Annotated in this window: 26 protein-coding genes and 1 pseudogene; 18 read left to right on the top strand and 9 right to left on the bottom strand. The window is 68.5% G+C overall.

The window, feature by feature from the left end; all coding sequences use genetic code 11:
• Window positions 1-2115, top strand: a 2115-nt coding sequence (locus VN378_RS05520; RefSeq protein ID WP_325741755.1) for a PBP1A family penicillin-binding protein, incomplete at its 5' end; no start/stop codon positions are given.
• Between the two features lie 77 nt (window positions 2116-2192).
• Window positions 2193-3315, top strand: a protein-coding gene (prfB, locus tag VN378_RS05525; protein WP_325741757.1) for a peptide chain release factor 2 whose coding sequence is annotated in 2 segments (ribosomal slippage) — window positions 2193-2261 and window positions 2263-3315 — 1122 coding nt in all. Because the reading frame shifts where the segments join, the coding sequence is not laid out codon by codon here.
• 143 nt (window positions 3316-3458) lie between these two features.
• Here the strand turns inward: prfB and VN378_RS05530 are convergent.
• The 4 genes from VN378_RS05530 to tyrS form a co-directional block, all read right to left on the bottom strand.
• The gene (locus VN378_RS05530; RefSeq protein WP_325741759.1) at window positions 3459-3995 is read right to left on the bottom strand and encodes a polymer-forming cytoskeletal protein; all 537 of its coding nucleotides are present in this window, start codon (window positions 3993-3995) and stop codon (window positions 3459-3461) included.
• On the bottom strand, window positions 3979-5130 hold the full coding sequence (locus VN378_RS05535; protein ID WP_325741761.1) for a peptidoglycan DD-metalloendopeptidase family protein: 1152 nt from the start codon (window positions 5128-5130) through the stop codon (window positions 3979-3981). Before VN378_RS05535 ends, VN378_RS05530 begins: the two co-directional genes overlap by 17 nt.
• 198 nt (window positions 5131-5328) lie before the next feature.
• Window positions 5329-5796: a peroxiredoxin gene (locus VN378_RS05540; protein ID WP_325741763.1), complete on the bottom strand. Its 468-nt coding sequence runs from the start codon at window positions 5794-5796 to the stop codon at window positions 5329-5331.
• 138 nt (window positions 5797-5934) lie between these two features.
• Window positions 5935-7233, bottom strand: a complete 1299-nt coding sequence (gene tyrS, locus VN378_RS05545; protein WP_325741765.1) for a tyrosine--tRNA ligase — start codon at window positions 7231-7233, stop codon at window positions 5935-5937.
• Window positions 7234-7307: 74 nt separating this feature from the next.
• On the opposite strand from tyrS, the gene VN378_RS05550 reads away from it, so the two are divergent.
• Window positions 7308-7940, top strand: a complete 633-nt coding sequence (locus tag VN378_RS05550; RefSeq protein WP_325741767.1) for a DOMON-like domain-containing protein — start codon at window positions 7308-7310, stop codon at window positions 7938-7940.
• 3 nt (window positions 7941-7943) lie between these two features.
• The gene (locus tag VN378_RS05555; RefSeq protein WP_325741769.1) at window positions 7944-9146 is read left to right on the top strand and encodes a DUF1343 domain-containing protein; all 1203 of its coding nucleotides are present in this window, start codon (window positions 7944-7946) and stop codon (window positions 9144-9146) included.
• Between the two features lie 212 nt (window positions 9147-9358).
• Here VN378_RS05555 and VN378_RS05560 read toward each other — a convergent pair whose 3' ends face one another.
• The gene (locus VN378_RS05560; RefSeq protein WP_325741770.1) at window positions 9359-10009 is read right to left on the bottom strand and encodes an alpha/beta hydrolase; all 651 of its coding nucleotides are present in this window, start codon (window positions 10007-10009) and stop codon (window positions 9359-9361) included.
• Window positions 10010-10167: 158 nt separating this feature from the next.
• On the opposite strand from VN378_RS05560, the gene VN378_RS05565 reads away from it, so the two are divergent.
• The 13 genes from VN378_RS05565 (at window position 10168) to VN378_RS05625 (ending at window position 20333) form a co-directional block, all read left to right on the top strand.
• Window positions 10168-10641 carry an Rrf2 family transcriptional regulator gene (locus VN378_RS05565; RefSeq protein ID WP_325741771.1) on the top strand — a complete coding sequence of 158 codons (474 nt, stop codon included), beginning with the start codon at window positions 10168-10170 and terminating at the stop codon, window positions 10639-10641.
• Window positions 10638-11777, top strand: a complete 1140-nt coding sequence (locus VN378_RS05570) for a cysteine desulfurase family protein (protein WP_325741773.1) — start codon at window positions 10638-10640, stop codon at window positions 11775-11777. The genes VN378_RS05565 and VN378_RS05570 overlap by 4 nt, the downstream gene beginning before the upstream one ends.
• Entirely contained in the window at window positions 11777-13243 is a 1467-nt protein-coding gene (gene sufB, locus VN378_RS05575; protein WP_325741775.1) for a Fe-S cluster assembly protein SufB, read from the top strand. The genes VN378_RS05570 and sufB overlap by 1 nt, the downstream gene beginning before the upstream one ends.
• Window positions 13244-13383: 140 nt before the next feature.
• Window positions 13384-13671, top strand: coding sequence for a hypothetical protein (locus VN378_RS05580; RefSeq protein WP_325741777.1), 288 nt, complete (start codon window positions 13384-13386; stop codon window positions 13669-13671).
• Window positions 13664-14413, top strand: a complete 750-nt coding sequence (gene sufC, locus VN378_RS05585; RefSeq protein WP_325741779.1) for a Fe-S cluster assembly ATPase SufC — start codon at window positions 13664-13666, stop codon at window positions 14411-14413. Before VN378_RS05580 ends, sufC begins: the two co-directional genes overlap by 8 nt.
• Window positions 14410-15438 (top strand): Fe-S cluster assembly protein SufD, encoded by a 1029-nt coding sequence (gene sufD, locus VN378_RS05590; RefSeq protein ID WP_325741781.1) that lies wholly within the window; start codon window positions 14410-14412, stop codon window positions 15436-15438. Before sufC ends, sufD begins: the two co-directional genes overlap by 4 nt.
• Window positions 15417-16655, top strand: a complete 1239-nt coding sequence (locus VN378_RS05595; protein WP_325741783.1) for a cysteine desulfurase — start codon at window positions 15417-15419, stop codon at window positions 16653-16655. The genes sufD and VN378_RS05595 overlap by 22 nt, the downstream gene beginning before the upstream one ends.
• Window positions 16652-17047, top strand: a complete 396-nt coding sequence (locus VN378_RS05600; RefSeq protein ID WP_325741785.1) for an SUF system Fe-S cluster assembly protein — start codon at window positions 16652-16654, stop codon at window positions 17045-17047. The genes VN378_RS05595 and VN378_RS05600 overlap by 4 nt, the downstream gene beginning before the upstream one ends.
• Before the next feature lie 7 nt (window positions 17048-17054).
• The gene (locus tag VN378_RS05605; RefSeq protein ID WP_325741787.1) at window positions 17055-17468 is read left to right on the top strand and encodes an iron-sulfur cluster assembly accessory protein; all 414 of its coding nucleotides are present in this window, start codon (window positions 17055-17057) and stop codon (window positions 17466-17468) included.
• Window positions 17468-18469, top strand: coding sequence for a methionine ABC transporter ATP-binding protein (locus tag VN378_RS05610; RefSeq protein WP_325741789.1), 1002 nt, complete (start codon window positions 17468-17470; stop codon window positions 18467-18469). The genes VN378_RS05605 and VN378_RS05610 overlap by 1 nt, the downstream gene beginning before the upstream one ends.
• On the top strand, window positions 18469-19134 hold the full coding sequence (locus tag VN378_RS05615; RefSeq protein ID WP_325741791.1) for a methionine ABC transporter permease: 666 nt from the start codon (window positions 18469-18471) through the stop codon (window positions 19132-19134). The genes VN378_RS05610 and VN378_RS05615 overlap by 1 nt, the downstream gene beginning before the upstream one ends.
• A 24-nt stretch (window positions 19135-19158) precedes the next feature.
• The gene (locus VN378_RS05620; protein ID WP_325741794.1) at window positions 19159-19965 is read left to right on the top strand and encodes a MetQ/NlpA family ABC transporter substrate-binding protein; all 807 of its coding nucleotides are present in this window, start codon (window positions 19159-19161) and stop codon (window positions 19963-19965) included.
• The gene (locus VN378_RS05625) at window positions 19965-20333 is read left to right on the top strand and encodes a TfoX/Sxy family protein (protein WP_325741796.1); all 369 of its coding nucleotides are present in this window, start codon (window positions 19965-19967) and stop codon (window positions 20331-20333) included. Before VN378_RS05620 ends, VN378_RS05625 begins: the two co-directional genes overlap by 1 nt.
• Here VN378_RS05625 and VN378_RS05630 read toward each other — a convergent pair.
• From VN378_RS05630 to VN378_RS05640, 3 genes are all read right to left on the bottom strand, one after another.
• On the bottom strand, window positions 20330-21112 hold the full coding sequence (locus VN378_RS05630) for a lysophospholipid acyltransferase family protein (RefSeq protein WP_325741798.1): 783 nt from the start codon (window positions 21110-21112) through the stop codon (window positions 20330-20332). The two genes, VN378_RS05625 and VN378_RS05630, sit on opposite strands and share 4 nt — an antisense overlap.
• 52 nt (window positions 21113-21164) lie before the next feature.
• Window positions 21165-22220, bottom strand: coding sequence for a GGDEF domain-containing protein (locus VN378_RS05635; RefSeq protein ID WP_325741800.1), 1056 nt, complete (start codon window positions 22218-22220; stop codon window positions 21165-21167).
• A gap of 111 nt (window positions 22221-22331) precedes the next feature.
• Complete coding sequence (locus VN378_RS05640) at window positions 22332-23948, bottom strand: DEAD/DEAH box helicase (protein ID WP_325741802.1); 1617 nt, start codon at window positions 23946-23948, stop codon at window positions 22332-22334.
• Window positions 23949-24188: 240 nt separating this feature from the next.
• Between VN378_RS05640 and VN378_RS05645 the strand changes: the two genes are divergently transcribed.
• The gene (locus VN378_RS05645; RefSeq protein ID WP_325741804.1) at window positions 24189-24551 is read left to right on the top strand and encodes a hypothetical protein; all 363 of its coding nucleotides are present in this window, start codon (window positions 24189-24191) and stop codon (window positions 24549-24551) included.
• Between the two features lie 42 nt (window positions 24552-24593).
• Here the strand turns inward: VN378_RS05645 and VN378_RS05650 are convergent.
• Window positions 24594-25197: pseudogene (locus VN378_RS05650) on the bottom strand (peptidase M56); the annotation flags it as partial.

Below are 25197 nucleotides of genomic sequence, written 5' to 3' on the forward strand. Positions count from 1 at the left end.
GGGCTGGGCCGGGCCATGTTCAAGAATGTGTTCAACGCGGCCACGGGACGGCGGCTGGAGGGCGGCTCGACCATCACCCAGCAGGTGGCCAAGAACGTCCTGCTGACCAACGAGACCAGCGTCAACCGCAAGGTCAAGGAAGCCATCCTGGCCAACCGGCTGGAGGCGACGCTGACCAAGCAGCAGATTCTCGAGCTGTATCTGAACGAGATCTTTCTGGGGTATCGCTCGTTCGGGGTGGCGGCGGCGGCCTACAACTATTTCGGCAAGTCGCTGAGTCAGCTGACGCCGGATGAGGCGGCGTTTCTGGCGGCCCTGCCCAAGGGGCCGAACAATTATCACCCCAAACGTCATCCGGGCGCCGCCAAGGGCCGGCGCGACTGGGTGCTGGGCGAGATGAACCAGAGCGGCTGGCTGAGCGACGCGGATCTGGTCGCCGCCCGGGCCCGGCCGCTGACGACCCAGGACGCGCCGCGCCGGGCGCAGTACGCCGATGCGGACTTCTTCGTCGAGGAGGCCCGCCGTCAGGCCATCGCCCGCTTCGGCAAGGAAGAGGTCAATCGCGGCGGCTACTATATGCGCACGACGCTGGACCCCGAGCTGCAGTCGGCGGCGCGCGACGCCCTGATGAAGGGACTGGAGAACTATGACCGCCGGCATGGCTGGCGCGGGCCGTGGGGCACGACCGACTTCGCCGAGGGCTGGCGCGAGACGGCCGTGCGCGGCCAGCGTCCGCCCGAGCGCCGGGCGTGGGAGGCCGCCGCGGTTGAGAACGCCGCGGGCAACAGCGTGCGCATCCGCACCGCCCGTGGCGACCGGACCGGCTATCTGATCGCGGCGGACGCGGCCTGGGCCAACGCCAACCGTCCGCTGAAGCGCGGCGATCTGATCTTCGTCGAGGCCCAGGGCGGGCAATACGCCCTGAAACAGGTGCCGCGGGTCAACGGCGCCCTGGTCGCCATCGAGCCGCAGTCGGGCCGGGTGCTGGCCATGGTCGGCGGCTATTCCTACGCCCTGTCCAGTTTCAACCGCGCCACCCAGGCGAAGCGCCAGCCGGGCTCGGCGTTCAAGCCCTTCGTCTATGCGACGGCGCTGGAAGGCGACTACACGCCGGCGTCGATCGTTCTGGACGCGCCCATCAGCTTCGCCGGAGGACGCAACGGGGAACGCTGGACGCCCGAGAACTACAGCCGCGAATACTATGGTCCGCAGACGCTGCGGCGGGGGCTGGAGCTGTCGCGCAACGTCATGACCGTGCGGCTGGCCCAGGCCATCGGCATGCGCAACGTCGTGGACCTGTCGAAGAAGATGGGGGTCGCCGACGACCTGCAGCCCAATCTGTCGGTGTCGCTGGGGGCCGGGGAGACGACGCCGTACCGGCTGACGGCCGCCTACGCCGCCTTCGTCAACGGCGGGCGGCGGGTTGATCCCTATCTGATCGAAATGGTCCAGGACCGCGACGGCGAGACCATCTTCAGCGCCGATCCGCGCCGCTGCCGCGATTGCGGCCGGCCGTTCACCGGCCAGGAGTCGCCGCGCCTCGAACAGCGCGGGACCCAGGTGATCGACCCCATCACCGCCTATCAGATGAGCTCGATGCTGGAGGGGGTGGTCCGGCGCGGCACGGCCGCCAGCGCCGCCAGCCTGGGACCGTACGTCGGCGGCAAGACGGGCACGACCAACGAATACCGTTCGGCATGGTTCGTCGGCTTCTCGTCCGACATCGTGGTCGGGGTCTTCATCGGCTTCGACGACAACCGGCCGCTGGGTTCGGGCGAGACGGGGGCGACGGGGCCGGTGCCGGTGTTCACCGACTTCATGCGCGTGGCCCTGCGCGAGCGTCCGGCCCGGCCGTTCGTGCGGCCCCGCAACGCTGTCTTCCGCACCGTCAACGGCATCGAGGAAGCCTTCCGCCCCGGCACCGAACGCCGCCGCGAGGAGGAGCAGCGCGCGCCGACGGAGCAGATTCCCACGGGTCCCCAGAACTACAACGACGTCATCCGCCGCGAAATCGAGGGTCCGGACGCGCCTCCGGCCACCTCCGCCCCGCCACCGACCGCGACGCCGCCGCCGCCGAAGAAGGAACCGGCGGAGGACTTGAGCGGACTCTATTGACCCTCTAGGTAGACACATCGACGGCGCGCCTGCTTTTCGGGCGCGCCGTTCCCTTTTTGGAATCGCAGGAGTTCGCGATGAGACCGGATGTCGAGGCCATGAAGGCCGACATCGAGCAGAGCATCGCTCTGCTCAGGAGGCGTCTTTGACTGGGATGTCGCGCTTCGAAAACTCGATGAGCTGAACGCGCGGGTCGAGGACCCGACGCTGTGGAACGACCCCGAGGCCGCCCAGGCCGTGTCGCGCGACCGCTCGCGCCTCGAGACCCAGATCAACACCGTCCGCCAGATGGAAACCGGTCTGGAGGAGGGCGTCATGCTGTCCGAAATGGCCGATGAGGAGGGCGACGAAGCCACCCTCGAGGAGGCGCGGGCGGCGCTGAAGGCCATCAAGGACCGGGCCGCCCGCGCCGAGCTGGAGGCCCTGCTGTCCGGCGAGGCCGACGGCAACGACGCCTATCTGGAAGTGAACTCCGGCGCCGGCGGGACCGAGTCCAACGACTGGGCCGGCATGTTGCTGCGCATGTATTCGCGCTGGGCCAGGGCGCACGGCTATGAGGTCGAGATCGAGGCCGAGGAATCGGGCGAACAGGCCGGGATCAAGTCGGCGACGATCCTGATCAGCGGGCCCAACGCCTATGGCTGGCTGAAGTCGGAATCGGGCGTGCACCGGCTGGTGCGGATCAGCCCCTATGACGCCGCCGCGAAGCGGCACACCTCGTTCGCCTCGATCGGGGTGTCGCCGGTGGTGGATGACGCCATCGAGATCGACATCAATCCGTCCGACGTGCGCACCGACACCTATCGCGCCTCGGGCTCGGGCGGGCAGCACATCAACAAGACCGACTCTGCGGTGCGTCTGACGCATATTCCGACCAACACCGTGGTGGCCTGCCAGGCCGGCCGGTCGCAGCACCAGAACCGCGAACAGGCGTGGAAGATGCTGCGGGCGCGGCTGTACGAGCTGGAGCTGCAGCGGCGCGAGGCGGCGGCCCAGGCCGTGGCCGACGCCAAGACCGACATCGGCTGGGGTCACCAGATCCGGTCCTACGTCCTGCAGCCGTACCAGATGGTCAAGGACCTGCGGACGAACGTCGAGACCTCGGACACCCAGGGCGTTCTGGACGGCGATCTGGACGCCTTCATGGGGGCGGCGCTGGCGGCCCGGGTGGGCGAGACGCGGGGCAGCACGGTGGAGTAGGCCGTCTCCCTCCCCGTTCGGGGAGGGTGGCTGAGCGAAGCGAAGCCGGGTGGGGCCGGCCAGGGAAAAGGGGCGACCCTTTCGAGCCGCCCCCACCCCGTCGCCTTGCGACGACCCTCCCCCGAGGGGGAGGGAGGTTTGCGTTACGCGCCCGGCTTCATGTCGATGATCTGCGGCGCCGGTTCGGGCGCGGCCGGACGGGGCGCGGCGGTCGGAGCCGGAGCCTCGCGGCGGCCTTGCAGGACGCGGCCCTGGAAATAGGCGCCGATGTCGATCGACATCTGTTCGGCGGTGATGTCGCCGTCGACATAGGCCGTGGCGAGCAGCTTGACCTGCTTGCCCGAAATGGCGCCGACGATGCGGCCGCGGACCTCGACATAGTCGCCCGAGACATTGCCCTCGACCGCGCCGGTCTCGCCGACGATCAGACGGCCGACGCGGACGTCGCCCTTGATGGCCCCGTCGATCTGGAGGTCGCCGCCGCCGGTGATGTTGCCCTCGAACTGGAGGTCGGACGACAGGGTCGACAGGCCGCGCTGGCTCGCCGGGGCGGGCGAGGCGGACTTCGACGCAGCGGCGGGACCGCCGGGCGTCGGCAGGTCGGGCAGGGGCGGAATGGCCGAGCCGCTGTTGGCGCGCGGCTGGGGCGGCGGGACGGGGGACTTAGTCTTGTTGAACAAGTTGATCTCCGGCTCTCATGAAGCGGGCGGGGTTTTGCGGGCGGCCGTCCATCCACACTTCGTAGTGCAGGTGGACGCCCGTGGAACGTCCTGTGGTTCCCATGGCGCCGATGCGCTGGCCCAGTGCGATGCGCTGGCCGGGCGTCACCGCCGTGGCGTTTAGATGAGCGTAGCGGGTCTTGAAACCTCGGCCATGATCTATCTCAACGGTCTTGCCATACCCTGAACGCACGCCGACGAAAGACACGATTCCGGGAGCCGGAGCGTGGATCGGCGTGTTGAGCGGGGCCGCGAAATCCTGACCCTGATGCAGGGCGGGGCGGCCGTTGAACGGGTCGAACCGGACGCCGAAGCCCGAGGTGGTGCGCGCCGGAGTCGGGCGCCGGAAGGGCATGTTCTCGGCCGCACTGGCCAGGGTCCTCATCTCCGAAAGATCGTCGGCGGCATGACGGATGCGAACGGCGAAGGCCTCGTCGACGTCCAGCACGGCGGCGAGGGCGCGCGGGTCCCGCGCCTCCACCAGCGGACCGCCCAAGGCCGCGTCATGCGGTGCGTAGGCGGCGGGGTTGAGGCCGGCGAGACGGAAGGCCAGCCGCAGACGTTCGGCCCGGGTGCGGGCCTCGTTCTCGGCCCGGGCGATCAACCGCTCCTGATCCATGCGGACGGCGATCATGCGCTGGACGGGCGAGGTTCGGGCCGGGTCGGGCGCGATCGCGGGGCGCAGGGCCGCCTGGGCGCCCTCGACACCGCGGAACATGCCCATGACCTGGGTCAGGGCGGCGTGCCGGCGTTCGACCATCTGCGCCATCTCGTCGAGCGAGCCGGTCGTGGCGGTCATGCGCACGACCGCGCTGTCCAGCCGCGCCTGCAGGTCGGCGTTCATCCGCTCCGACGCGGCGCGGGCCCGGGCGACCGTGCGATCGGACTGGCTTTGCGCCACCAGGTCGACGACCAGGCTGCCGGACGCCGCAAGGGTCCAGCCGCCGATCAGGACGGCCGCCGCGGCGGCCATGACCTGTTTTCCGGGCGTCAGCGCCCAGGCGCGTACGGCGTCGCCGTCGCGCAGATACAGATATCGGGTCGGAAACCACTTTCCGATCAGAGACCGCCTGACGGTCGGCTCGTGTTCGGTCATCACGCAACGCCCCCACGTACGGCGGGGTTTATGCGCCAGGCGAGGCGGGGCCGACAAGTCTCTTCACGCTTTGTTAACCACGATAACCCGGTTTCGCGGGAATGAAGACCGTATTCGGGGCAGAAATTCGCTTGGGAGGCGAGCGCGCGAATCTATGAAACGGATGGTACATCTGTGGTTGCAGAGAAACGTCCGTGATCAGAGCGATTGAACGGTCGCCAAGACTTCGGCGGCATGCCCCTTGACTGACACCTTGCGCCAGACCCGTCGGACGATGCCCGCGCCGTCGATCAGAAAGGTGGAGCGTTCGACGCCCATATACTCGCGGCCGTAGAGCTTCTTCTGTACCCAGACGCTCCAGCGGTCGGTCACATCCCCGGGCTCGTCGGAGGCGAGGACGATCTTCAGATCGTATTTGGCCTTGAACCGGTCGAGCTTGCGCACCGGATCGCGCGAGACGGCGATGACCACGGCGCCGGCGGCGGCGAAGTCATCGGCGAGGGCCGAGAAGTCCTGGCCCTCGGTGGTGCAGGCCGGGGTGTCGGCCTTGGGGTAGAAGTAGAGGACGACCGGTTTGCCCTTGAGCCCGGCCAGCGAGACGCGGCCGCCGCCGTCAGTCGCCATGTCGAATGCGGGGGCTTTTTGACCTTCAACGACTTCAGCCATTCCACTCTCCGCTCATCCCGGCGAAAGCCGGGACCCAGTTCTTTCGTGTCGCCGCGCTGGCTCGACGGCGCGGCTCGCCTAATTCACCGATCGCCCAAAGCACTGGGTCCCGGCTTTCGTCGGGATGAGCGGATGGAGTTAGTGGGGGCGGACGAGGACGATCTGCCCACGTTTCCCCAGTCGAACCTTGAACGCGCCCAGTTCCGGGTCGACCTGATCCAGAGAGAACAGTCGCGCCGGGTCACGCACGAGCTCGTCATTGATCCAGACGCCCTCGTTCTCGATCTTCTTGCGAGCCTGACCGATCGATGGAGACAGGCCCGACCATTTGAGCAGGGCTTCAGCGCGACGTTGAGAGAAGGGCTGGCCTTCGTTTCTCTCCTGCTCATCAGGCGTACCTGCCCAAGGCATGTCTTCAGTATGCAGGCCGTCCGTTGCAACGCCCCGCTCAAACGCGCTTTCCGCTGTTTCGCGGGCGGCGGCGGCGGCGGCGGCCCCGTGCAGCATGGTGGTGGCCGCGTCGGCGAGGGTCTTCTTGGCGTCGTTGATGCCGGCGCCCTCCAGCGCCTCCAGCCGGGCGATCTCGTCCAGCGGCAGGTCGGTGAACAGGCGCAGGAATTTGCCCACGTCGGCGTCGTCGACGTTGCGCCAGAACTGCCAGTAGTCATACGGCGACAGCTGTTCGGCGTTGAGCCAGACCGCGCCCTGGGCGGTCTTGCCCATCTTGCCGCCCGAGGCGGTGGTCAGCAGGGGGGTGGTCAGGCCGAAGGCGGCCTTGTGGTCGACGCGGCGGACCAGGTCGACGCCCGAGACGATGTTGCCCCACTGGTCCGAGCCGCCCATCTGCAGGGTGCAGCCGCGGGCGCGGTTCAGCTCCAGGAAGTCCACCGACTGCATCAGCATGTAGTTGAACTCGAGGAAGGTCATCGGCTGTTCGCGTTCCAGCCGCAGCTTGACCGAGTCGAAGGCGAGCATCCGGTTGATCGTGAAATGCGTGCCGTATTCGCGCAGGAACTGGATGTAGCCGTAGCCCGACAGCCACTGGTCGTTGTCCAGCATGACGGCGTCGGTCGGGCCGTCGCCGAAGGTGAGGAATTTCTCGAACACCGTCCGGATGGAGGCGATGTTCGACTGGATGGTCTCGTCGGTCAGCTGGGGCCGCGAGGCGTCCTTGCCGGTCGGGTCGCCGACCTTGGTCGTGCCGCCGCCCATCAGGACGATCGGCTTGCCGCCGGCCTGCTGGAGACGGCGCAGCATCATGATCTGGATCAGGCTGCCGACGTGCAGCGAGGGGGCGGTGGCGTCGAAGCCGATGTAGCCGGTGACCACGCCCGCGGCGGCCGCGGCGTCGAGCTCGGCCGGGTGGGTGATCTGATGGATGTAGCCGCGCGCCTGAAGGGTGCGCAGGAAGTCGGACTGGAAGGGAGCGTCGGTCATCGGATCAGGCTTGGCTTGGGAGGGAAGGGGCGTGTAGCACGGTCGTCTGCCGAGGCGAACCGAAGCGGCCACTGATGATTCTGAATGCTGTCCTGCGCCCATATGACGAAACGCCCGATCGGCCCGGAAGGTCGATCCATGCTTCCGTCAATATCGAAGGCCGCAGCTATGTGTTCGTCACCTTCCGCCTGGCCGGCTTCGGCGACCGGGTGCTTGTGCCTGAACCATCAAAGTCGATCGCCCGCATCCATGCGAGGCGTCAGCTTGAATTCGCGGAAGCGACCCTGCTGCAACTGGCCGGCAAGGCCGGGGCTCCGGTCGGTGCGGCGTCGGACGCCGGCCGGACCGACGGGCTTTGGCGCAGCACCTGTTTCGAGGTCTTCGCCCGCCTGCGGGATGGGCGCTACGCCGAGTTCAACATCTCGCCCTCCGGCGAATGGGCTGCGTACGGATTCACCGGCTACCGCGAGAACATGATGAATCTCGAAGGCCCGATCAGGGTGATGCGAGCCGGGCGCACCGGCGACGCCTTCGAACTGGACGCCATGATCGATTGGAAGGACTGGCCCTTTGTCGAGCGCATCGGCCTGTCTGCGGTCATAGAGGACATCGATGGCGGCTTGTCGTACTGGGCGCTCGCCCATCCGTCGGATAAGCCGGACTTCCATCATCCCGACTCGTTCGCCCTCAACCCGAGGCCAGTGTAGCTCATGAAATTCGGCATCGACCGCCTTCTGTCCGAGCCCGAGCTGCGCGCCGCGCTGAAGGGAAGGCGCGTTGCCCTGCTGGGGCATCCGGCCTCGGTGACGGCGGACCTGACGCATTCGCTCGACGCGCTGATGGCCTGTCCCGACCTGACCGTCACAGCGGCGTTCGGGCCGCAGCACGGCATGCGGGGCGACCTGCAGGACAATATGATGGAGAGCCCGGACTTCACCGATCCTCGGCACGGCATTCCGGTGTTCAGCCTGTATGGAGAGACGCGCCGGCCCAGCGGGCAGGCGATGGGAACGTTCGACGTCCTGCTGGTCGACATGCAGGACCTGGGCTGCCGCATCTACACCTTCGTGACGACGCTGCTGTACGTGCTGGAAGAGTCGGCGAAGCACGGCAAGGCGGTGTGGGTGCTGGACCGGCCCAATCCCGCGGGGCGGCCCGTCGAGGGCACGACCCTGCTGCCCGGCTGGGAGAGTTTCGTCGGGGCGGGGCCGATGCCGATGCGGCACGGCTTGACCCTGGGCGAGATGGGCCGCTGGTTCATCGACCACTTCAAACTGGATGTGGAATACCGCGTCGTCGAGATGGAGGGCTGGACGCCGGATCAGGGGCCGGGCTTCGGCTGGCCGATCGGGGAACGCAGCTGGATCAACCCGAGCCCGAACGCGGCGAACCTGTCGATGGCGCGGGCCTATGCCGGCACGGTGATGCTGGAGGGGACGACCCTGTCGGAGGGTCGGGGCACGACGCGTCCGCTGGAGCTGTTCGGGGCGCCGGATATCGACGCGCCGGCGGTGATCGCGGAGATGCAGGCCTTCGCGCCGCAGTGGCTGGCGGGCTGCCGGCTGCGCGACTGCTGGTTCGAGCCGACCTTCCACAAGCATGTCGGCAAGCTCTGCAATGGCGTGCAGATCCATGTCGACGACCCGGCCTATGACCATGCGGCGTTCCGGCCGTGGCGGCTGCAGGCGCTGGGGTTCAAGGCGATCCGGCGGCTGTATCCGGACTACGCCCTGTGGCGCGACTTCCCGTACGAATACGTCTTCGACAAGCTGGCCATCGACGTGATCAACGGCGGGCCGGGGCTGCGCGAATGGGTCGACGACCCGGCCGCGACGCCGGCCGATCTGGAGGCGCTGGCCGGGCCGGACGAGGCGGCGTGGGTGGAAGAGCGGCGGCCGTATTTGCTGTATTGAGCGGGCCTCTCGTTCTTTCGTCATCCTCCGGCGAGCGCAGCGAGACCGGGGGACCCAGCGGCGCCGAAGCGTAGCGAAGGCGATGGCTCACCCATATGCACTCCCGACAGGGTCGCGCTCGCGCGCGCCGCGGGGTCCCCCGGTCTGCGCCGCGAAGGCGCGGCTTGCCGGAGGATGACGAAAGAAGCGAGGTGAGCCTTGCCGGGGCCGTGTCAGGCCGGCTTTTCGGCCAGCCGCTTGTCCAGATAGGCCCCGACGCGGCGTTCGACGGCGTCGATATGATCCTGCCAGAAGTGGGTCGCGCCCTCTTCCAGTTCGTAGTCGATGATGATGCCCTTCTGGGTGCGCAGCTTGTTGACCACGCGCTCGACCTCGACCGGCGGGACGACGGTGTCGGCCGTGCCGTGCAGGAACAGGCCCGAGGCTGGGCAGGGGGCCAGGAAGCTGAAGTCGTACATGTTGGACGGCGGCGAGACCGAGATGAAGCCGTCGGTCTCGGGGCGGCGCATCAGCAGCTGCATGCCGATATAGGCGCCGAACTGGTAGCCGGCGACCCAGGTCTGGGAGGCACCCGGGTTGTTGGCCTGCAGCCAGTCCAGGGCGGTGGCCGCGTCGGCCAGCTCGCCGATGCCCGAGTCGAACTCGCCCTGCGACTTGCCCACGCCGCGGCTGTTGTAGCGCAGCGTCGCGAAGCCGCGCTTCTGGAACAGCTGGTACAGGGTCACGGTGACCGGGTTGTTCATATGCCCGTTCGCCTTGGGATGCGGATGCAGGATCAGGGCGATCGGCGCGTTCGGGCGTTTGCCCGGCGAGTAGCGGCCTTCGATACGGCCAGAGGCGCCGGGCAGGATGACTTCAGGCATATGCGGCGAATTCCGTGTTCAACTGTCGTTTCGCACCTGCGTAATACTTGACCACAGCGGTAGGACTTTCTAAGTCCAGCTTGCGCGTCGACGCCTTTGCGAAGGCGCGGGTTCTAGCACAGGACCCTCGAAAAGCGCGCGATTTTTGAAGGTGCTCGATGCGTCTGTCGACCAAGGGACGATACGCCGTGATGGCGATGGCCGATCTGGCCAGGAACGGGCAGGCCGACGGCGTGGTCCGGGCCGTGTCGCTGGCCGAGATCGCGACGCGTCAGGAGATTTCCCTGAGCTATCTGGAACAGCTGTTCGCCCGGCTGCGCAAGAGCGGTCTGGTGCAGAGCGTGCGGGGGCCCGGCGGCGGCTATCGCCTGGCCAAGGGGGCGCAGGAGACGGTGATCGCCGAGATCGTGCTGGCGGTCGACGAGCCCATCCGCGCCACCCGCTGCATCGGCCATTCGTCGCCCAAGGGCTGCATGATGGCCGGCGAGCGCTGCATCACCCACAATCTGTGGGAGGATCTGGGCGACGAGATCCATCGCTATCTGGCCGGCGTGTCGCTGGAGGATGTGGTGATGAACCGCACCGGCGTCCGCCGCCGCGCGACCGAAGCCGAGGTTGGAGTAGCCGCGTGAACCCCGTGTACCTTGATTACAACGCCTCGGGTCTGGTGCGGCCCGAGGTTCAGGACGTGATGGCCAGGGCCCTCGCGGACAACGGCAATCCGTCGGCGGTGCATGCGGCCGGCAGGCGGGCGCGGGCGCGGATCGAGACGGCGCGGGCCCAGGTCGCCGAACTGGTCGGGGCCGATGCGCAGTCGGTGGTGTTCTCGTCGGGCGGGACGGAGTCCAACGCCCAGGCGATCATCAGCGCGATCGCGGCCGGCTGCGAACGGCTGATCGTCGGCGCGACCGAGCATCCGTGCGTGGCCGAGGCGGCGGCGGCCTCGGGCAAGCCCGTGAAGATGCTGTCCGTGGACGCCCGCGGCGTCGTCGATCTGAACAAGCTGCGGCAGCTGCTGGGCCAGCCGGGCAAGGCGGTGGTGGCCATCCATCACGCCAACAACGAGAGCGGCGTCATCCAGCCGATCGTGGAGGCGGCGCGGCTGGTCCGCGCGGCGGGCGGCTGGCTGCACGTCGACGCCATCCAGTCGGCGGGCAAGATCCCCGTCGATATCCGCGAGCTGCGGGCCGACAGCCTGACCCTGTCCGCGCACAAGCTGGGCGGACCGCAGGGCGTCGGCGCCCTGGTGCTGGGCGAGGGCCGCGAGGCCGTGCGCATCCTGCACGGGGCGGGGCAGGAGCGGGGTCTGCGGGCCGGGACCGAGAATGTGCCGGGGATCACCGGCTTCGGCATGAGCGCGGTTTGCGCCGCGCGCGACCTGCCGGACGCCCAGGCCCACGCCGTCTGGCGCGATGCGGCCGAGAAGGTCGTCAAGCAGGCCGGGGCGACCATCATCGGCGAGGGCGCCGAGCGGCTGCCCAACACCCTGTTCATGGCCGTGTCCGACTGGGAGAGCCCGCAGCAGCTGATCACCCTGGATCTGATGGGGCTGATGGTCTCGGCCGGCTCGGCCTGTTCGTCGGGCAAGACCAAGCCCTCGCGCGCCATCCTGGCCACGGGTCAGATCGACAAGGCGACCGGCGGCATCCGCATCTCCGGCGGCTGGGGCACGGTCGAGGACGACTGGAAGCGGTTCGCCGCGGCCTGGGTCGAGGCCTACGCCAAACATCGCCAGCGGGCGGCCGCACGGTCGAAGGAAAACGCCTGATGGCCGCCGTCCAGCAGACCATCGACGCGGTCGCGGCCCTCGAGAAATACGAGCACGGCTTCACGTCCGAGATCGACACCGAGTTCGCGCCCAGGGGGCTGAACGCCGACATCGTGCGCTTCATCTCCGAGAAGAAGGGCGAGCCCGAGTGGATGCTGGAATGGCGTCTGGCCGCCTATGAGCGCTGGCTGGCGATGGAGGAGCCGACCTGGTCGTCGGTGAAATATACGCCGGTCGACTATCAGGACCTGTTCTACTACGCCGCGCCGAAGAAGAAGGATGGACCCAAGTCGCTGGACGAGGTCGATCCGGAGCTGCTGGCCGTCTACGCCAAGCTGGGCATCCCGCTGAAGGAGCAGGCGGTGCTGGCGGGGGTCGAGGGCGCGCCGCGATACGCCGTGGACGCGGTGTTCGACAGCGTCTCGGTGGTCACCACCTTCAAGGCCGAGCTGGCCAAGGTCGGGGTGATCTTCATGCCCATCTCGGAGGCCCTGCGCGAGCATCCCGAGCTGGTGCGCAAATATCTGGGGTCGGTGGTTCCGGTCTCGGACAACTATTTCGCGGCCCTGAACAGCGCGGTCTTCAGCGACGGGTCGTTCGTCTACATTCCGCCGGGCGTGCGCTGTCCGATGGAGCTGTCGACCTATTTCCGCATCAATGCGTCGAACACCGGCCAGTTCGAACGGACCCTGATCATCGCCGACAAGGGTTCTTACTGCTCCTATCTGGAGGGCTGCACGGCGCCGATGCGCGACGAGAACCAGCTGCATGCGGCGGTGGTCGAGCTGGTCGCGCTGGACGACGCCGAGATCAAATATTCGACGGTGCAGAACTGGTACCCCGGCGACGCCGAGGGCAAGGGCGGCATCTACAACTTCGTCACCAAGCGGGCGGACTGCCGGGGCGACCGGTCGAAGGTCAGCTGGACCCAGGTCGAGACCGGCTCGGCGGTGACGTGGAAATATCCGTCCTGCATCCTCAAGGGCGAGGACAGCTCGGGCGAATTCTATTCGATCGCCATCACCAACGGACATCAGCAGGCCGACACCGGCACCAAGATGATCCATCTGGGCAAGAACTCGAAGTCGCGGATCATCGCCAAGGCGGTGTCGGCGGGGAAATCGGACTCGACCTATCGCGGCCTGGTCTCGGTGCATCCCAAGGCGACCGGGGTGCGCAACTTCACCCAGTGCGACAGCCTGCTGATCGGCAAGGAGTGCGGCTCGCACACCGTGCCCTATATCGAGGCCCGCAACGGCTCGGCCCAGCTGGAGCACGAGGCGACGACCACGCGCCTGTCCGACGACCAGCTATTCTATGCGCAGCAGCGCGGCCTGTCGCAGGAGGAGGCGGTGGCCCTGCTGGTCAACGGCTTCGTCCGCGACGTGATGCAGAAGCTGCCGATGGAGTTCGCCGTCGAGGCGCAGAAGCTGGTGGCGATCAGTCTGGAAGGGAGCGTGGGGTGACGGCGGGTACACCAGTCAGTCTTCGCCTCCGGCACGCATCACTACCCGCAGAGTTGCTGGAGGATGTCGTCGGAGAGCCCGCGAAAGTGAAATGGTCTGCCGGCCAGCTTCATCGGAACCTTCGAGCTGCGGACGACGGGGTGACTTACAAGGACACCTATTGCGCATTCGCGGTTCCGGAGGCCGATAAGCTATCGCTGGACGAAGCGATCATCGCTCTGAGCCGCCGGCTTGAGGCTCAGGCTCCGGGCCTGCCGGGGCTGGTCGCCCGAGACGTCGAGATTGAGATCTACGCCACGCTTGAACAGTCCAAGCGGGGGAAGACTTTTCGACCGGATGCCATTTCCGCTCTTGGCCGCATGAATGCTGGACTCGCAATCGACTGGGTGGCGAGCCCCACAATGAGTGACGAAAGTTCAGATGCTTAAGATTGACAACCTCCACGTCTCCGTCGGCGACAAGCCGATCCTCAAGGGGCTGACGCTCGACGTTCCGGCGGGCGAGGTGCACGCCATCATGGGGCCGAACGGGGCCGGCAAGTCGACCCTGGGCTACGCCGTGGCCGGGCGGCCGGGCTATGAGGCCACGCAAGGCGGGGTTTCGTGGAAGGGCGAGGACCTGCTGGCGCTTGAACCGGCCGAGCGGGCGGCGAAGGGCGTCTTCCTGTCGTTCCAGTATCCGATCGAGATTCCCGGCGTCCCGGCCCTGACCTTCGTGCGCACGGCGCTGAACGCCCAGAAGCGGGCGCGCGGCGAGGAGGAGGTCTCGGCCCCCGCCTTCCTGAAGCTGGTCCGGGCGGCGTCGACGGCGCTGAAGATGGATTTCGACATGCTCAAGCGGCCGCTCAATGTCGGCTTCTCGGGCGGCGAGAAGAAGCGGATGGAGATCCTGCAGATGGCCCTGCTGGAGCCGTCGCTGCTGATCCTCGACGAGACCGATTCCGGCCTCGACATCGACGCCCTGCGCATCGTCGCCGACGGGGTCAACGCCCTGCGCAGCCCCGAGCGGGCCATGCTGGTGATCACCCATTATCAGCGACTGCTGGACTACATCAAACCGGACCGGGTGCATGTTCTGGCCGGTGGGCGGATCGTGGCGTCCGGCGGGCCGGAACTGGCGCACCAGCTCGAGGCCGAGGGCTACGACAAATATGCGTTGGAGGCGGCGTGAACGCCCTGCCGCTCATCGACCTGAAGGAGGCCTCCAGCTTCCCCTCGCGCCGGGTCGAGGCGTGGAAATATTCGGATCTGCGCCGTCATCTGCGCGAGGCGCCGGCGCCTTCACCGTCGGCGACGGTGCCGCTTGCCGGCGGCGGACCATTCGAGGCGCTGGGCGGCGAGGCCATGGTGTTCGTCAACGGCCGGCCCGTGGGCGAGACCCGGATGATGGTCTCGGGCGACAGGACGGTGCGGCTGCGGCTGATCTCGCGCGCGCAGGGGACGGGGCATGCGTTGACGGCGCGCATCTCGGTGCGGGCCGGGGCCAGGCTGCTGCTGCTGGAGACGCATGAGGGCGAGGGGGCGGCCTGGGTGGCGCACAACCGGCTGGAGCTGGACGTGGCGCGGGGCGCCGAGGTGACCCGGGTGGTTCTGGCCGACGAGCCGGCAGATGCGATCTCGATCACCCAGGCGCTGGTGAAGGTCGAGGCGGGCGGCCTCTATCGCCAGACCATCCTGACGACGGGCGCGAAGCTGCAGCGTCAGGAGACGCAGCTGACGCACCGGGGCCAGGGCGCCGACGTGCGGCTGGACGGGGTCTATGTGCTGTCGGGCGAGCGGCAAGCCGACCTGACCTCGGTGGTCGATCACGTGGCCGCCGACGGCCTGACCAGCCAGCTGACCAAGGGCGTGGTGCGCGATACCGCGCGCGGCGTCTTCCAGGGCAAGATCGTGGTCGAGCGCGGCGCCGACGGCACCGATGCGCGCATGGGCCACCACGCCCTGATCCTGGGCGAGCGGGCCGAGGTGGACGCCAAGCCCGAACTGGAGATCTACGCGGACGACGTGCAGTGCGCGCACGGAAACACGGTCGGGAATCTGGACGAGGCGGCGCTGTTCTACCTGCAGCAGCGCGGCCTGCCGGCCGACGAGGCGCGGGCCCTGCTGACCGAGGCCTTTCTGATCGAGGTCGTCGACCGGATCGGGCACGAGGGCGCGCGGGAGGTGGCGAGGGAATGGCTGACGGCTCGCCTGTGAAAACCTTCGATCCCTATGCCGCCCGTGCGCAGTTTCCGATCCTGTCGCGGCAGGTGAACGGCCGGCCGCTGGTTTATCTGGACTCGGCCGCCTCGGCGCAGAAGCCGCGGGCGGTGATCGACGCCATGACCGCGACCATGGAGGGCAGCTACGCCAACGTCCATCGCGGCCTGCACACCCTGGCGAACGAGACGACCGAGGCCTTCGAGGCGGCGCGTGACAGCGTGGCGCGGTTCCTGAACGCGGAGGCGTCGTCGAACATCGTCTGGACCAAGGGCGGGACCGAGGCGATCAACCTCGTGGCGGCGGGGATCGGCCAGTCCATCCAGCCGGGCGACGAGATCATCGTCAGCCAGATGGAGCACCACTCCAACATCGTGCCCTGGCACATGCTGCGCGAGCGGCGCGGGGCGGTGATCAAATGGATCCCGGTGCTGGACGACGGATCGCTGGACATGGCGGCCTATGCCGACCTGCTGGGACCGAGGACGAAGGTCGTCGCGGTCACCCACATGTCGAACGTGCTGGGCACCATCAATCCGGTCCAGGCCATCACGGAGATGGCGCATGCGGTCGGGGCGCAGGTGCTGATCGACGGCTGCCAGGGCGCGGTGCATGCGGCGCCGGACGTTCAGGCCATCGGCTGCGACTTCTACGCCTTCACCGGCCACAAGCTGTACGGCCCGACCGGCATCGGGGCGCTGTACGGGACGGCGGAGGCGCTGGAGGCCCTGCCGCCGTATCAGGGCGGCGGCGAAATGATCGAGACGGTCGCTATGGACCGGATCACCTATGCGAAGCCGCCGCACCGGTTCGAGGCGGGGACGCCGCCGATCCTCGAGGCCATCGGCCTGGGGGCGGCCATCGAATGGCTGTCGCGGTTCGACCATGGCGCGGTCGCGGCGCATGAGCGCGCCGTCTACGCCCATGCGCGCAAGCGGCTGGAGGGCGTCAACTGGCTGAAGGTCTTCGGCGAGGCGGAGGGGAAGGGGGCCATCCTGACCTTCACGGTCGAGGGCGCCCACGCCCATGACATCGCCCAGGTGATGGACCGTTACGGCGTCGCCGTGCGGGCGGGCCTGCACTGCGCCGAGCCGCTGGCGAAAAGGTTCGGCCTGACGTCGAGCGCCCGCGCCAGCTTCGCCCTATATAACACCCCCGAGGACGCCGACGCCTTCGCCGACGCCCTGATCAAGGCCCGTGAGTTCTTCGCATGAGCGACCCGACAATCCCGACCGCCGACAGCGCGGCCTTCGCCGAAGCGTGGGACGCGCCGCAGAAGAGCGCCCTCGCCCAGGGCGAGATCGACCGGATGACCGACGACATCATCGAGGCGCTGAAGTCGGTCTACGACCCGGAGATCCCGGTCGACATCTATGAGCTGGGCCTGATCTACAAGGTCGACCTGTCCGACGACCGCGACGTGGCCATCGAGATGACCCTGACCGCTCCGGGCTGCCCCGTGGCCGGCGAGATGCCGGGCTGGGTCGAGGATGCGGTGAAGAAGGTCGAGGGCGTCAAATCGGCCCGCGCCACCCTGGTGTTCGATCCGCCCTGGGATCCGTCGAAGATGAGCGACGAGGCCAAACTGGCCCTGAACATGTTCTGAGGACGCCATGACCGAGCTTCAGACCACGACCCGCCCGCGCCGCCCGCGCCCCAAGGCGGTCAGCCTGACAGAGGCCGCGGCCGAACGCGTGCGCGACATCATGGCCCAACCCAGGAAGGACGGGGCCGAGAAGCCCTACCTCGCCCTGCGCGTCGGGGTGAAGAACGGCGGCTGCGCGGGTCAGGAATACACCTTCGCCTATGCCGAAACGATCGAGCCGATGGACGAGGTGGTCGAGGACAAGGGCGTGACGATCCTGATCGATCCCAAGGCGATCCTGTTCCTGATCGGGTCCGAGATCGACTATGAGACGACGAAGCTGGCGTCGAAATTCGTGTTCCGGAACCCGAACCAGACCGACGCCTGCGGCTGCGGCGAGAGCGTCACCATCATTCCCGCAAAGGCGCTGGACGCAGATTGATGATCCGGCTGGAAGGGGTCACCAAGCGCTTTCGCAGCGCGGCGGGCGAGCGCGTGGCGCTGGATGCGGTCGATCTGACCGTGGCGGCGGGCCAGGTGTTCGGCGTGGTCGGGCGCTCGGGAGCCGGCAAGTCGACCCTGATCCGGACCATCAATCTGCTGGAGCGGCCGGATGCCGGAACGGTGACCGTGGACGGGCGCGAGATGACCGCCTTGTCGCCGTCGGACCTGCGCGCGGCGCGGCGGCGGATCGGCATGATCTTCCAGCATTTCAACCTGCTGAACGCGAAGACCATCGCCGAGAACGTGGCCTTCCCGCTGCGGCTGGAGGGCCGGCCGGCGGCGGAGGTGGACCGGCGGGTGGCCGATCTGCTTGAGCAGCTGGGGCTGTCCGAGCATGCGAGAAAACATCCGGCGCAGCTGTCGGGCGGTCAGAAGCAGCGGGTCGGCATCGCCCGCGCCCTGGCGTGCGAGCCGGGCGTGCTGTTGTGCGACGAGGCGACCAGCGCGCTGGATCCCGAGACGACCGACGAAATCCTGACCCTGCTGGACCAGCTGAATCGGGAACTGGGCCTGACCATTGTTCTTATCACCCACCAGATGGAGGTGGTGCGCCGCGTCTGCGACCGGGTGGCGGTGCTGAAGGACGGGCGGGTCGTGGAGGAGGGGGCGACGGCCGACGTCTTCCTGCATCCGAAACACGCTGCGACCCGCGCCATGCTGGCCGAGGGCGAGGAAGGGTTCGAGACCGCCGACGTTCCGCCGGGCGGACGGCTGGCGAAACTGACCTTCCGCGGCGGCTCGACCTATGAGCCCGAACTGAGCCGCGTCGCGCGGTCGGTGGGGGTGGATTATTCGATCCTGTCGGGGCGAATCAGCCGTATTCGCGGCGAGCCGTACGGCCAGCTGGTCGTGGCCTTCACGGGGGGCGATGCGGAAGCCGCCGTGGCGCAGCTGACCGCGCGCGGCGTGGTCGTGGAAAACGTGGGGGAGGCCGCGTGATGGACGCCTTCTTCGCCAACATAGACTGGCCCGAAATCGCCCGGGCGACGCGGGACACCCTGCTGATGCTGGGCGGGTCGATGGTCCTGACCGTGCTGTTCGGCATTCCGCTGGGCGTGCTGCTGTACCTGTCGGGCAAGGGGCGGCTGGCGGCCAATCCGGTGCTGAACAGCCTGCTGTCGCTGATCGTCAACATCCTGCGGTCGGTGCCTTTCATCATCCTGCTGATCGTCATGCTGCCGGTGACGGTGCTGCTGGTCGGGACCTCGCTGGGCGTGGCCGGCGCCATTCCGCCGCTGGTCGTCGGAGCCGCGCCCTTCTATGCGCGCCTGGTCGAGACGGCGTTGCGGGAGGTCGACAAGGGGGTGGTCGAGGCGACCCAGGCCATGGGCGGCTCGACCTGGCAGATCGTGACCCGCGCCCTGCTGCCCGAGGCCATGCCCGGCATTATCGCCGGCGCGACCGTGACCGCCATCGCCCTGGTGTCCTATACCGCCATGGCCGGCGTGGTCGGCGCGGGCGGTCTGGGCGATCTGGCCATCCGCTTCGGCTACCAGCGCTTCCAGACCGATGTCATGGTCGTCACGGTGGTGCTGCTGCTCCTGCTGGTGCAGATTCTCCAGATGCTCGGCGACCGTCTGGTCGCCTCCGTTTCCCACCGCTGATCGCTCCCCCCGAAAGGCCCGCCCATGATCCGCCGCTCGCTCCTGACCCTCGCCGCCGCCTCGCTGGTCCTCGCAGCCTGCGGGCAGGGCGCCGCGAAGAAGGCCGATGCGGACGCGCCGCTGATCGTGGGCGCCACGGCCGTGCCGCACGCGGAAATCCTGGAGCATATCAAGCCGCTGCTGGCGGCCGAGGGCGTGCAGATCGAGATCAAGGTGTTCAACGACTACGTCCAGCCGAACACCCAGCTGATGGAGCGCCGGCTGGACGTGAACTATTTCCAGACCAAGCCCTATCTGGACGAGTTCAACGCCTCGCGCGGGGCCGATCTGATCACGGTGGCGGGCGTGCATGTCGAGCCTCTGGGCGCCTATTCGCGCCGCTTCCGTTCGCTGGACCAGTTGCCCGACGGGGCCGAGGTGGCCGTGCCGAACGACGCCTCGTCGATCGGGCGCTCGCTGATCCTGCTGCAGAAGGCCGGCCTGGTCCGGCTGAAGGATCCGGCCAATCCGCTGCAGACCCTGCGCGACATAGCTGACAATCCGAAGAACCTGCGCTTCCGCGAGCTGGAGTCGGCGACCCTGCCGCGGGTGCTGGACCAGGTCGACATGGCGGTGATCAATACCAACTACGCCCTGGACGCCGGGCTGAAGCCGAAGACGGACGCCCTGGCGCTGGAGGGCGCCGACAGTCCCTATGTGAACTATCTGGTGGCGCGGCCCGACAACCGGACCGACCCGCGGATCGCGGCGCTGGCGGCCATGCTGCGCAGCCAAGCGGTCAAGGACTTCATCGCCGCCAAATACGACGGCGCGGTCATCCCGGCCGCCTGATGGCTTACGATCCCGACTTCGGCGAATGGGTGCGCGAGCATATCGCCGCCCTGGGCCCGATCGAGATCAAGCGGATGTTCGGCGGGGCGGCCGTCTATTCCCACGGCCTGATCTTCGCCCTGCTGGACGACGGCGTGGTCTGGCTGAAGGCGGACGAGGCCAATGCGCCGGTTCTGCAGGCCGCGGGCGCGCGGCAGTTCACCTATCCGACGAAGGATGGGCAGGTGATGGCGATGGCCTACTGGTCGTTGCCGGAAAGCGCGCTGGACGATCCGGACGAGGCCGTCGACTGGGCCCGGCAGTCGATCGACGCCGCTCTTCGCAAGGCGGCGGCGAAGAAGCCGCGCAAGCCCAAACCCAGACCCTAGGCCGCCGCCAGCTTCGCCGCCCTCGCCACTTCGTCGGGCGCGGACACCTGCACCGCCGGCGTGACGGGCTGGCCCGTCGCCTCGGCGATCAGTTCCGACGTCCTGCCTTCGACGGCGGCCTCCAGCCGGGCCAGGAATTCGTCCTTGCCCAGTCCCGTCGGAATGGGATCGAGGAATTCCAGCGTCGCCACGCCCGGGTTCTTGCGGAATTCCTCCTGCGGCCAGAACAGGCCGAGGTTGGTGGCCAGCGGGACCACCGGCATGTCGAAGTCGCGGTACATGTGCCAGACGCCCGAGCGGTAGCGGAATTTCTCGCCGACCTTCGCCAGATTGCCCTCGGGATAGATCAGGATCCTGCGGCCGGCGGCGTGGGCGTCGGCGGAGCGGTCCTTCAGCGCCTCGCGCGCTTCGCGGCCGCCGCAGTTGTTGACGACGATGGCTCCCAGCTTGCGCAGGACCGTGCCCAGCAGCGGGAATTTCTCGAGGTGGTCGCCGGTGACGAAGGCCAGGTCGTCGAACTGGTCGTAGGTGGCGAAGCCGTCGCCCCAGCTCTGGTGTTTCGAGGCGATGATGAAGGGGCCCGTCGGCAGCCGCTCCTTGCCCCGCACCTGGATCCGGATGCCGGCCAGCAGCCGCATGGCCTGGACCATGCGCTTCACATAGCGGCGGATGATCCAGCTGGTCGCGCCGCGTCCGGGCGCGAGGGCCGCGAAGGCCGCCGCCGAGGCGTAGATGATCGACAGGAGCCAATAGGCGACATTGAAGGCAAGGCTGCGCATCCGGCGACTATGGCGTGAATCGGCGGACGGGGAAGGCCGGGTGAAAGGGTTTTCAGGCCGCCTTGGGCAGCCGTTCGGCGCAGGAGACGCGGTTGCGGCCGCCGCGCTTGGACGCGTAGAGGGCGGCGTCGGCCCGCTCAAGGAAGGCCGAGGCGCTCTCGCCCCTTCGCCAGACGGCGAAGCCGGCGGACACGGTCACGGCGCCCAGCTCGTCATTGGTGGAGCGGCGGCGCAGCGATCGGGAGGCGATCTCGGTGCGGATGTTCTCGAGCGCGGCTTCGACGACGGCCACGCTCTCATAGGGGAAGATGAGGGCGAACTCCTCGCCGCCGTAGCGGGCGGCGAAGCGGGGATTGGCGGCCACGCGGGCCAGGACGCTGGCGACGTAGCGCAGGACCTGGTCGCCGGTCTGGTGCCCCCAAGTGTCGTTGAACCGTTTGAAATAGTCGATGTCGATCACGGCCAGGGTCAGGGCGGCGCCCTCGGCCCCGGCGTGGGCGCAGGCCGCGGCCAGCTGTTCGTCGAAGGCCTTGCGGTTGGCGAGCTCGGTCAGGGCGTCGGTCATGGCGTCGCGGCGCACCATTTCCAGGTGCCGGCGCAGACGGATCACCTCCTGGGTGGAGACCTCCAGTTTCCTTTCGAGCGATTCCGTCTCATGCCGGACCTGACGGGTAGCGGTGGTCAGGCCGGAGACGATCGTCTGGAGCCCGTCGCCATCGGCCGCCGCCCCGATCCGGTCGGCGGCCTGGTCCAGGGTCTGGCCATAGGCGGCCTGGGATCTGTGCGCCTCGGCGATGACGCTGGAGACGCTGGACAGTTCGCGGTCCAGCACCCGGCCGGCGTCGCGGATTTCCTCGGTCAGGCGGCTGCGGGGCAGGTGCTCGGCCGCCAGCATGTCCGTCACGGCCTCGGTAAAGGGCTCGGCCGCCGCGAGCATGCGCCGGATCTCGCCGGCCAGCACCCCCTCGGGGTCGCCGAGCGCATGGGTCCAGAGTTCGAAATTCTGCGGCGTCGGCCAGACGCCCGCGGCCTCCATCTCGTCGACGACCCGACGCGCGAGGCCATAGGCTTGTGGACTTCGCAGGGTGGTTTCGACCTTGGCCGTCATACGCGCTTCCCCAGGCTCAAGCCGACGCGGCGATCCTGTGCCGCGAAGCTAGGACGGGGTTCTGTAACGACGGGTTAAATCGCGAGCCGGATCCGGAGACCGGCGAGCATTTCAGTCCTTGATCGAAACGGGACGGCGCAGGAAGGCGGGCACGTCGCCCTCGCCGAACGGACGGCCGTTCGAGCGTTCCGGCTGCGCGTCGGCGCGGTCGCCGCGACGGTCGGACTGGCGCAGATGGGTTTCCTGCACGGGGCGATCCGACGGCGGGTTCGCCGGTGCAGGGGCGGGAGCGGTGACGGGCGCGCGCTCGGCGGGGGTGCGCCCGGGCGCGGCGGCCTGGGCTTCGCCAGCCGAAGCGGAGGGTTTGGCGCTGCGGCGGCTGCGCGAGCGACGGGCAGCCGGCGCGGCGGCGGGTTCCGCGGCTTCGACCGAAGGCTCGACAGGGGCGACGGCTTCAACGGGCGGGGAGGGTTCGGCCTGGGCGGCCGGAGCCGCGTCCGTCTTCGGCTCGCTGCGCGGGCCGCGGCTGCGGCCCCGGGCGGGCTTGTCGGGGCGGTCGCCGTCGCGGACCGGCCGGGACGTGCCGGGGGCGAAGTCGAGGCCGTCCAGGACCAGTTCCTCGGGGGCCATCTTGATCAGCTTCAGGACCTTGTCGAGCGAGCGGTCATCCGCCGGCGTGACGATCATGAAGGTCTGGCCCAGCTTGCCGGCGCGGCCGGTGCGGCCGATGCGGTGGACGTAGTCGTCGGCGTGGTGGGAGACGTCGTAGTTGAAGACGTGGCTGACGTCGGGAATGTCGAGGCCGCGCGCGGCGACGTCGGAGGCGACCAGCAGTTTCAGCTCGCCCGAGCGGAAGGCGGCCAGGGTCTTCATGCGCAGCGACTGGTCGAGGTCGCCGTGGATCGGCGCGGCGTCGAAACCGTGCTGTTTCAGCGACTTGGCGACCACGTCGACTTCGGATTTGCGGTTGCAGAAGACGATGCCGTTGCGCACGTCGGCGCGGCCGATCAGCGCCCGCAGGGCGGCGCGCTTCGCCTTGGGGTCGCTGGAGGGGATGCGGACCAGATACTGGGTGATGGTCTCGGCCGTCATGGCGGGACGCGAGGCCTCCAGCCGGGTCGGGTCCTTGAGGAACTGGGTCGTCAGCCGGGTGATCTCGGGCGGCATGGTGGCCGAGAAGAACAGGGTCTGGCGGCGCGGCGGGGTCAGTTTGAAGATGCGCTCGATGTCGGGGATGAAGCCCATGTCGAGCATGCGGTCGGCTTCGTCGATGACCATGATCTCGACGCCGTTCAGCATGACCTTGCCGCGCTCGAACAGGTCCAGCAGGCGGCCCGGGGTGGCGATCAGGACGTCGACGCCCTTGTTCAGCAGGGTCACCTGGTCGCCCATGGAGACGCCGCCGATCAGCAGGGCCCAGCTCAGCTTGGTGCCCTTGGCGTATTTCTCGAACGACGAGGCGACCTGGTCGGCCAGTTCACGGGTGGGGGCCAGGACGAGGGCGCGCGGCATGCGGGCCTTGGCCCGGCCCGACGACAGCCGGTCGATCATCGGCAGGGTGAAGGCGGCGGTCTTGCCGGTGCCGGTCTGGGCGATGCCCAGCACGTCGCGGCCGGCGAGGGCGACCGGAATGGCAGAGGCCTGGATGGGGGTGGCTGTGGTGTAGCCGGTGTCAGCGACCGCCTTGAGGGTCGTGGGCGAGAGGCCCAGCATGGAGAATTCGGTCATAGGTCCTTGGGACTGGAAGAAGGACGCCCCGCGCATCGGGCCGCCGTGCGATGTCGCGGAACCGCCCTGAATCTCTGGGCGAGCGGGCGGCGCGGATTCGCCAGTCCTGTCCCGAACGTGGGCCGGATATAGAAGTCCCCACGTCAGAGTCAACTATTCGTGCACGGCGGGAGCGGGGCTTGGCATTCCCTAAACGTTTGTTAATAGTCCGCCCCGGGAAGGGTTGATTGAGGGACAAGCATGCTGCGTACGCTCGGCGTCGCGACTCTTGCGGTCGCATGTCTGATGGCCGGTTCCGCCCGGGCCGACATGGATTCCGCCTTCGGCAATACGGTGGTGTCGCGTTACCCGGACGGAGGCTGGGTCAAGCACTGGTTCAATCCGGACGGCACCTATACCGCCCAGTTTTCCGACGGCCGGCGCCTGGCGGCGCGGTGGTCGGTGAGCGGCGATCGCGTCTGCCTGACCAATATGCGGCCCTTCATGCTGGTGCCCCGCTTCTGCACCACGCTGATCGAGGCGTCGGTCGGCGAAACCTGGCATTCGCGCGACCCGCTGGGCCGCAGGGTGCAGAACGTGCTGGTGGCGGGGCGGACGCCGTAGAGGGCGGGAGTCCTCAACCCGTCTCGAGGGGCGGCAGCCGCCTCAGCCCGGATCCGCGCCCTGTGTGCGCATGCGGGCGGCGCCCTCTTCCATGCGGTCCGCGCCGCTTTCCATTTTCGGGATGGCGTCCAGCAGTTCCCGGTCGGTGACGGTCTGCCCCCGCTCGCGGGCGCGCTGGATCTGCTCGGCGCGATAGGCTGGATCGCGCAGCTTGCGGGCCTCCTCGCGCATGGTCCGGGCGCCGTCCTCCATCTGGTCCGCCCCGACGCGCATCTGCACCCGGGCCTCCGCCATCTGGCGCGCGACCCGGGTCTGGATCTCTTCCGCATCGACCCGGGCATGAGCCGCATGCTCCGCCAGGACCCGGGCGTGGGCAGCGGTGCGCTCCGCCTGACGGGACAGGTTTGCATGGGCCCGGGCCGTTGTCCGGGCTTCCGCCGCATGGGCGCGGGCCTCGGCGGCCACGGCCCGAGCCCGGGCGGCCGTTTCGCGGGCGGCGGCCAGGGCGGCGCGGTGTTCGTCGCTGAGCGGCTCGGTCGAGCTGTAGATGTGCAGGCCCCCCTGTTCGGGCGCCCTGGGTGGCGCAGGCGGAGCCGGGGGCGCAGGCGGCGAAGGCGGGGCGGGGATTTGGTCGAGAGCCCCGGGC

The organism is Brevundimonas sp. (genome assembly GCF_035561115.1).
Lineage (GTDB): Bacteria > Pseudomonadota > Alphaproteobacteria > Caulobacterales > Caulobacteraceae > Brevundimonas.

Coding starts and splice junctions, on each gene's coding strand:
- VN378_RS05535 (WP_325741761.1), bottom strand. CDS start 5,130: ATGACCGAACACGAGCCGACCGTCAGGCGGTCTCTGATCGGAAAGTGG.
- VN378_RS05540 (WP_325741763.1), bottom strand. CDS start 5,796: ATGGCTGAAGTCGTTGAAGGTCAAAAAGCCCCCGCATTCGACATGGCG.
- tyrS (WP_325741765.1), bottom strand. CDS start 7,233: ATGACCGACGCTCCCTTCCAGTCCGACTTCCTGCGCACCCTTCAGGCG.
- VN378_RS05550 (WP_325741767.1), top strand. CDS start 7,308: ATGATTCTGAATGCTGTCCTGCGCCCATATGACGAAACGCCCGATCGG.
- VN378_RS05555 (WP_325741769.1), top strand. CDS start 7,944: ATGAAATTCGGCATCGACCGCCTTCTGTCCGAGCCCGAGCTGCGCGCC.
- VN378_RS05560 (WP_325741770.1), bottom strand. CDS start 10,009: ATGCCTGAAGTCATCCTGCCCGGCGCCTCTGGCCGTATCGAAGGCCGC.
- VN378_RS05565 (WP_325741771.1), top strand. CDS start 10,168: ATGCGTCTGTCGACCAAGGGACGATACGCCGTGATGGCGATGGCCGAT.
- sufB (WP_325741775.1), top strand. CDS start 11,777: ATGGCCGCCGTCCAGCAGACCATCGACGCGGTCGCGGCCCTCGAGAAA.
- sufC (WP_325741779.1), top strand. CDS start 13,664: ATGCTTAAGATTGACAACCTCCACGTCTCCGTCGGCGACAAGCCGATC.
- VN378_RS05595 (WP_325741783.1), top strand. CDS start 15,417: ATGGCTGACGGCTCGCCTGTGAAAACCTTCGATCCCTATGCCGCCCGT.
- VN378_RS05600 (WP_325741785.1), top strand. CDS start 16,652: ATGAGCGACCCGACAATCCCGACCGCCGACAGCGCGGCCTTCGCCGAA.
- VN378_RS05605 (WP_325741787.1), top strand. CDS start 17,055: ATGACCGAGCTTCAGACCACGACCCGCCCGCGCCGCCCGCGCCCCAAG.
- VN378_RS05610 (WP_325741789.1), top strand. CDS start 17,468: ATGATCCGGCTGGAAGGGGTCACCAAGCGCTTTCGCAGCGCGGCGGGC.
- VN378_RS05615 (WP_325741791.1), top strand. CDS start 18,469: ATGGACGCCTTCTTCGCCAACATAGACTGGCCCGAAATCGCCCGGGCG.
- VN378_RS05620 (WP_325741794.1), top strand. CDS start 19,159: ATGATCCGCCGCTCGCTCCTGACCCTCGCCGCCGCCTCGCTGGTCCTC.
- VN378_RS05625 (WP_325741796.1), top strand. CDS start 19,965: ATGGCTTACGATCCCGACTTCGGCGAATGGGTGCGCGAGCATATCGCC.
- VN378_RS05630 (WP_325741798.1), bottom strand. CDS start 21,112: ATGCGCAGCCTTGCCTTCAATGTCGCCTATTGGCTCCTGTCGATCATC.
- VN378_RS05635 (WP_325741800.1), bottom strand. CDS start 22,220: ATGACGGCCAAGGTCGAAACCACCCTGCGAAGTCCACAAGCCTATGGC.
- VN378_RS05640 (WP_325741802.1), bottom strand. CDS start 23,948: ATGACCGAATTCTCCATGCTGGGCCTCTCGCCCACGACCCTCAAGGCG.
- VN378_RS05645 (WP_325741804.1), top strand. CDS start 24,189: ATGCTGCGTACGCTCGGCGTCGCGACTCTTGCGGTCGCATGTCTGATG.